Origin of the sequence: Microcoleus sp. PH2017_05_CCC_O_A (assembly GCF_020738785.1) — a bacterium.
In the GTDB taxonomy this organism is placed as follows: Bacteria; Cyanobacteriota; Cyanobacteriia; order Cyanobacteriales; family Microcoleaceae; genus Microcoleus.
The window spans coordinates 123,841-130,346 of record NZ_JAEQCB010000013.1 but is presented as its reverse complement, the minus strand read 5'-3'; the positions used below and the strand labels follow the sequence as shown (position 1 = coordinate 130,346).

At 46.9% G+C, this 6,506-nt stretch carries 5 protein-coding genes and 1 tRNA gene; 1 reads left to right on the top strand and 5 read right to left on the bottom strand.

Annotated elements, in window-relative coordinates:
* Nucleotides 1-267: 267 nt before the first annotated feature.
* The 4 genes from JGK20_RS04830 to JGK20_RS04815 form a co-directional block, all read right to left on the bottom strand.
* A tRNA-Ser gene (locus JGK20_RS04830) sits at nt 268-354 on the bottom strand.
* Between the two features lie 60 nt (nt 355-414).
* Nucleotides 415-3,063, bottom strand: coding sequence for a ComEC/Rec2 family competence protein (locus tag JGK20_RS04825; protein ID WP_293229557.1), 2,649 nt, complete (start codon nt 3,061-3,063; stop codon nt 415-417).
* Between the two features lie 599 nt (nt 3,064-3,662).
* The gene (locus JGK20_RS04820; protein ID WP_293149068.1) at nt 3,663-4,142 is read right to left on the bottom strand and encodes a DUF4079 domain-containing protein; all 480 of its coding nucleotides are present in this window, start codon (nt 4,140-4,142) and stop codon (nt 3,663-3,665) included.
* A gap of 916 nt (nt 4,143-5,058) precedes the next feature.
* Nucleotides 5,059-5,403: a DUF1815 family protein gene (locus JGK20_RS04815; protein WP_293148941.1), complete on the bottom strand. Its 345-nt coding sequence runs from the start codon at nt 5,401-5,403 to the stop codon at nt 5,059-5,061.
* A gap of 154 nt (nt 5,404-5,557) precedes the next feature.
* On the opposite strand from JGK20_RS04815, the gene JGK20_RS04810 reads away from it, so the two are divergent.
* The gene (locus JGK20_RS04810; RefSeq protein ID WP_293175254.1) at nt 5,558-5,689 is read left to right on the top strand and encodes a hypothetical protein; all 132 of its coding nucleotides are present in this window, start codon (nt 5,558-5,560) and stop codon (nt 5,687-5,689) included.
* 32 nt (nt 5,690-5,721) lie between these two features.
* Here JGK20_RS04810 and radC read toward each other — a convergent pair whose 3' ends face one another.
* Nucleotides 5,722-6,453, bottom strand: coding sequence for a DNA repair protein RadC (radC, locus tag JGK20_RS04805; RefSeq protein ID WP_293175256.1), 732 nt, complete (start codon nt 6,451-6,453; stop codon nt 5,722-5,724).
* Nucleotides 6,454-6,506: the final 53 nt, after the last annotated feature.

The window sequence follows — 6,506 nt, the reverse complement described above, 5'->3', positions numbered from 1 at the left end:
AAAAGCCTCAAATGATTGCAGAGCAATTATTTGAGGTTTTGAGAATTCTGAATTCTTTTGAAATTAAATCCGATCGAATATCTGCGGAATGTGGGTTGTAACAAAAGCAAATTGTCAAGTCTCTCAAATGAGTTGTCACACAAACTCCTAACAGCAGCGAGGTGGAGGAATTATTGGCTTTTTCTAAATCTTCACTAAAATATGGCGTAAGATATGCAAGTTTATCTTGATGTACTTTGCATATCTTACGCCAGAAGTCCTGAAAAACGGAGAGGGTGGGATTTGAACCCACGTTAGAGTCACCCCTAAAGTAGATTTCGAGTCTACCGCATTCAACCGCTCTGCCACCTCTCCAATAAACTTGAGATGCGAGCTAAAAGTATTTTACCGCACTGTGCGCCACATTGTAAATCCTTACAGAAAAGAAGTTTGATTTTCTTCCGATTCCAGAGTCGTCTTAAATCCCCCTGCTGGTGTCCACTGAAGAGCTCCGTCGCGCCCTGTCCAGAAAATCTGGGTTTTGCTTTGGCGCAGTTGGGCGGCGGTTTCTGGGTCGATTTCGTCTGAGGATGCGATCGCCACTTGCGGCCCAACTGCGCTCAATAACTCGGCTGTCAGGGTTTTTCCCGACCACCACAGCACTTCTACCCGCTTCAATGTTCCCGTGGCTGCTAATCTCTTTGATAACATACTTTGCGCTTCCGGTGTCATGTCACCGACAAGCAACCAAGTACGCTCGCCCACCAGTAATTCTACCACCGGGATTTCCGCGTCCACGAACTGCAACCGCGTCAAACCCAGATCAATTTTGCTGTCAGTTTCTAAAGGAAAGTAAACGCCTTGGCGAGATTGCACAGCCGTTATAAATTCCTGATTGCTGCCGCGGTTAATTTGTTTGGGAGCGTTATTATCATAAAACGTTTTAATTGGCAAGCGTTGTAATAATTTTCCCCAACCGCCGCTCAAGCCTAAATGACCGTGAGTGGCGATCGCAAAATTCACAGAATTAACTCCTTGCTGCTGCAAAAAAGGTAACAGCGTAAACCTCACCGTATTTTCATCACCAGTATTAATTAGCGTCACTTTTCCCTTATCTTGAATTACCAAAACTGGTTCCCCAGATGTCGCCAGCAAAGTAACTTGAAATAAAGATGATTGAACGTGCCAAGCTGGCAAAACTACGACTCCAATTCCCGCCATCAGCGCCAGCGGTAAAATCCAAGCCGAAGAAATCCGCAACGCAAAAACTCGGCTTTTCCCCTGCTTCCCTCTCCCCTTTCCTTGATTCTTGCCTTTTCCTAATTCCTGTTTCCCTCTCCTATCTTCCTGTTTCCCTTTTCCCTCGGACTTTTTCCTTCTATCCGTTACATCCGTTACATCCCGCACATTGCTCGTTGCCGAACTTCCCCCCAGCCAAACCCAGCAGATTAAACTGTAAAGCGCGATTAGCTGAAACACCGATACTTGGCCGACAGCTACTGAATTACCGGGCAATTGTGAGAAATATTCGGCGATCGCAATTAACCCCTTTGCCGGATAGTCAAGCAGTTGGGCTAACACACTCCCAGCCGGCGGAAAAATCAATCCAGCTAAAGCGCTAACCATCCCGCCAATACTCAAAATCCACAGTAAAGGAGCCGCAATAATATTGACTAAAATGCTGTAAGGTGATACCACACTAAAAACGTAAAGTAGCAGTGGCAGCACCCACACTGAAGCGGCGATGGGAACCACCAGAATTGAAGCGATCGCAGGTGGCATCCAGTCGAACTTTGCCATCAGCGGCGGCGCTGTCACCACTAATCCCAGAGTTGCCAAAAAACTCAGTTGAAAACCTAAATCCCAAATCCACAAAGGGTTAACTAGCAGTAAAATAGTAGCAGCGATTAACAGCAATCCCAACGGCTTAACTTCGCGACTTAGTACCAAAGCAAATAGTGTACCAAATCCCATCAAGGCGGCGCGGCAGATTGAAGCTTCAAAGCCTGTTAATCCCACGAGCAAAAATAAAGCACTGACGCCAAAACCAAATTGTAATTGTTTGGAAAAGCGCCTGGTTAAAGCTAAAACTAAACCCAAAACCATCGAAACTTGAGTACCCGAAGCTGCGATCGCGTGGGCTAATCCAGCCTGCACAAAAGAGTCGCGGATGGTGTAGGGTAAATCAACTGCTTGTTTGCCCAGGGCGATCGCACTGATCAACGGCCCTTCGGGAACACTCAACTGTGATACTTGCGATCGCACAATCCGCATCCGCATCGTTTGAATTGGCGACGGCTGCATCCCGGTTGACTCCCAGAAAGCACCCGTTTTGGTGTTAAGTCGATTGACATCCGCGATCGCATTTTCTCTCTTCCAGTCAATCTGACGCCCTTTGAGTCCTGCAAAAGCCCCTTCTCTGGCTAAATAGGCTTGAAAATCAAAAGCCCCCGGATTCGACGGCGGCTGCGGTTTGTACAACGAGCCCACAACTGCGATCGTATTGTCGGCATACAAGCCCGTTGCTTGCAGCAGGGGCACTGTAACGTAGAGTTTGCCGGATACTGGGCGGTTGACGACTACTCCTCCTTCGCCGCCGTTGATTTCGCTAACTGCATCCGTGTCTAGCCAAAATTGCGATCGGCCCGATCGAGTTAATCGGGGCGTACTAGCCAGTCTACCGCGAACTGTCACCGCCACTTCTTGAGTGTTTCCGCCAACGGGAATCAGTTTGCTGATGTCATTCATTGCCGGTTGGGGCGATCGAATTGCAAAATAAATGCTCGCCAAAAATGCGATCGAACCCGCGACAGCCCACACCCATTTTGCTCTCGGCAGCATCTCTAGCAAGCTCAATTTTTCCCTCGTTTCTAAGGGTGCCTCCAGAGCATTTTCTTTCGTTCTGCTGCGTCTTTTATTAGTGGTTTTGAAAGAGTTCCTTGTATGCTTTAACAACAATTTAGGCATGGCGACTGCAACCGCTATCCCTAAAGCAAATATCCCGTATCTACCCCAAGAAACTCCTGTAGAAATCAATCCCACAATGTAGGCAAGACAGAAAATGACACCCGTTGCTTGATTCATTAATTAGAAACTATGGAATTAGTCAGTTGTCAGTTGTCAGTTGTCAGTTGTCATTAGTCATTAGTCGGGTGCAAGGCGAATATATCCGTAGGGGCGAAGCATGACCGCACAAAATAGGAGATTATAACTAGTCATTAGTCATGTTTTGCTGTTTTTGCGATCGAACGTTATTAGTCATTAGTCATCAGTCATTAGTCATCAGTCATTAGTCATTAGTCATGTTTTGCTGTCCCCCCGCGATCGAACCTTATTAGTCATTAGTCATCAGGCAGAATGAAATAAATAGAATCAATCGTTACCGCAATTTAATCACTTCCTAACTGTCTTGGTAGTTACTAAGATTAGCAATTTTTGCGATCGCAAATATACTTTCTTTTACTTTTCAAAACCGCACAGCTTAAGCTGAAAACCAGATATTTCGGTTTGAGTCTTCGTTTCCCTTCCCCTAAATTCTCCTAAAAAATGGCAGTAGGAGTTCACTTTAAGCGCTCCATTCCTGCTCCTGGTGCAAGAGACACTTTGCGTCTCTTGTCCCCCCTTTTTTTAGGTAGGTTAGGGGGGAACGCAACTCATCTGAACGAGAACAGACTGGTACTACCTTAAATAGACAGACCTAATTTTAAACCGAAAGCCGCGTGCAGCACCATAAGTGCCAGGGCAGTTGTGCCCAAATAAGCGTGAACCGCCCGCAGTGCCAGCTTATTGCCTCCAAAACCTGTCAGTGAAATCAAGCTACCAACAGCGAGCAAAACCAGCACTCCCGAACCCGTCCAAAAGTGCGGGCTTTCCATAACAGGCTTGTGCTGCATTACCAGCGACAGCAAGCCGCCTGTGTAGCCCAAAGCTAGAAACAGAAACATCCACGGTGCTAGCTTGCGGTGATCCGCTCGACTTTTGAGCGCGACATCCTTATCGGCGGCCAAACGTCCCTGCCATCCCGTATATCCGACGAAGCTACCCATGGCCACAACCACGATTCCCATCATTACAGGATGTCCCCAATGGGTAATTGGTTCGGGAATTCCGAGACTGCGAAATTGGCTGGCGATGGGTTCTAGAAGTTCGCTTAAATTTACCATTTGATTCTGACTCCAACCTTGGGGATAAATATTTTGGGAGAAAATATTAATATATTATAAAATATTAGTAGCAACTGCGATCGCGCACTTCAAAAAACAGTTGACAGTTGCCAGTTGCCAGTTGACAGTTGACCTAATGATGAGTGATAACTTCCGCGGCTACAACGGTCAAACATGACGCAGAAGCTTAAAGTTACACAAAACTTAGCCGGCTAAAGCCGGCTGTGAGATTTTTTACAGCAGTGATGCTGTTTTAAGTTAATTGTGAGCTGTTAACCAACCTTATCAGCTAAATCGAAAAGCAAAAATAAACGCAATTCGTCCGCATATCCACCCTGGGGCGGCTTTTCGCCCAATCTTCACAGCCTCATCCTCACTCTGGATGTTAAATTTTACCTGCCTGCTCATAGTTAATTTCAATGCCTTGACTTTTGAATGTCAAAGTGAGAAATTAACATCGCAGGCGACGAGCATTAGCAGTTTTACTTTTGGCAAATCGCTCTTAAGACAGAATCAACTGCTGCCAAAAAACTAGAGGTTCCAAGTTAGACACTTTTTGCATAAAGTTATGCAGATACCTTTAACCTAGAAAAATCGGGCTGATGCCGGAGTTTTCTGTCTGTGGCACAATCTGAAATGAAACTTTCACGTCAGATGTTGCGGTATCTGTCAAAGCTTTTAACTGAATGTTAAAAGCACCATTGATATCGCGTCATATAGCATGACTGCTGTCGGCCCTGGCAGACTTCGATCGACTGACGGCTAAAATGAGTGTCTGAAAGCACCCTGAAATTACCCTTGTCTATTGAGCTGCCATTGCTGTGCAACCTGTTCCTCTCAACTAACTCGTTGGGGATTTGGTTGCAGGTGGCAAACACCGACTTTCGCTGTCGCTTTCCTCAGAACCGTGCAACTGCTAAACTCGCTGCGCCGTCGCCAAAGTAGCTTCCGAAGGTTGGATTTGGTACTTTACGAGATTTGCCAGTTCTTGTAACTGACTAATTGCCTCTGCACCTTCTAGTTTCATCAGTTCGCGATCGTCCCGCATCTCAGTCCATGTGATACCGTAATCTGACACTAAAAATCGAATCAGATGGTTGTCCGTCAAACTGACCATAAATGAGGCACTGTTCATCTGACCCCCGCAAGTGTAGCAGGATGCCAAATAACCCCGACGCTCTAGCACGATCGCCAAAGCCTGGAGGTTCATGACCAAATCTTGGACGAATTTACGGTGTTGTTCTGCAAGTCTCAGAAACACAGTTTTTCTCCTATCACCACGCCGTATATTTTACACCCAATTTCATAATTTCTTAAGAATTGAGTATCTAGGTGCTGGTTCAGTATACGTTTAGTATGCTGAAAAAAAATCGAATTAGCGACCTCTTCAGCCTACCTTTACTAGATTAACCGAGTTGCGATCGCAACTAAGTATCAGCAGCGACATTAACCTCAAACACTATGTAACCGTAGACTCCAGCCCCCACAAAACTTCTGCTGTGACGGCTGATTCAGCCCTCGAACAGCCGAAAGATACAAATAACTAATGATAGCAATCGAGTTAGTTAAGTATAATAGTTCAATCGCCCTGGGGATACTCCTCCCAAAGCGTCGTAGTCTGTCGCAAGCTCCGAAAATCGCCATTTCCCAAAATCAAGTGATCCAGCAGCGGAATCGACAAAAACTGCGCTCCAGCAAGCAACTGCCGTGTCAAAGCAATGTCTTCCGGGCTCGGCTCGACATTCCCCGAGGGGTGATTGTGCGAGATAATCGCCCGCGTTGCCCCAAGGCGGATCACTTCCCTAAAAATATCCCTGGGATGAGCTAAAGTTTCGGTAGCTGTGCCGATCGTAATTACTTGAGTACCCAGCAGCCGATTTTTCACATCCAGCAGCACCACAGCAAAACGTTCCTGAGACTGCCACATCAAATCCTGACTCAGAGCATCCGCAGCAGCTTGTGGAGAGTCCACCACGGCCATGTCCGGCGGCCGCGACTGAAACACCCGTTTCCCCAACTCCACCGCAGCCAAAATCGAAGTAGCCTTGGCTGGGCCGATCCCGTGAATCTGCGTCAACTCCTGCACGCTAATGCTCCGCAGTACACCCAGAGGGTCACGGGAATGCAAGCTCAACTGATTTAAAATATACTGTCCGAGTCCGACAGCCGAAAGTTTGCCGGGGCCCTGACCGGTACCCAGTAGAATAGCAATCAATTCCGCAGTCGCCAAACTTTTCGGGCCGCCGGCCATCAGCCTTTCCCGCGGCCGTTCGCTACTCGGCAAATCTACAATTCTCAAGCTGTAAGTCATAGATGGACTCGCACCGCAAGCTCAACAATTAAATCATATTAGCCGATCGATCG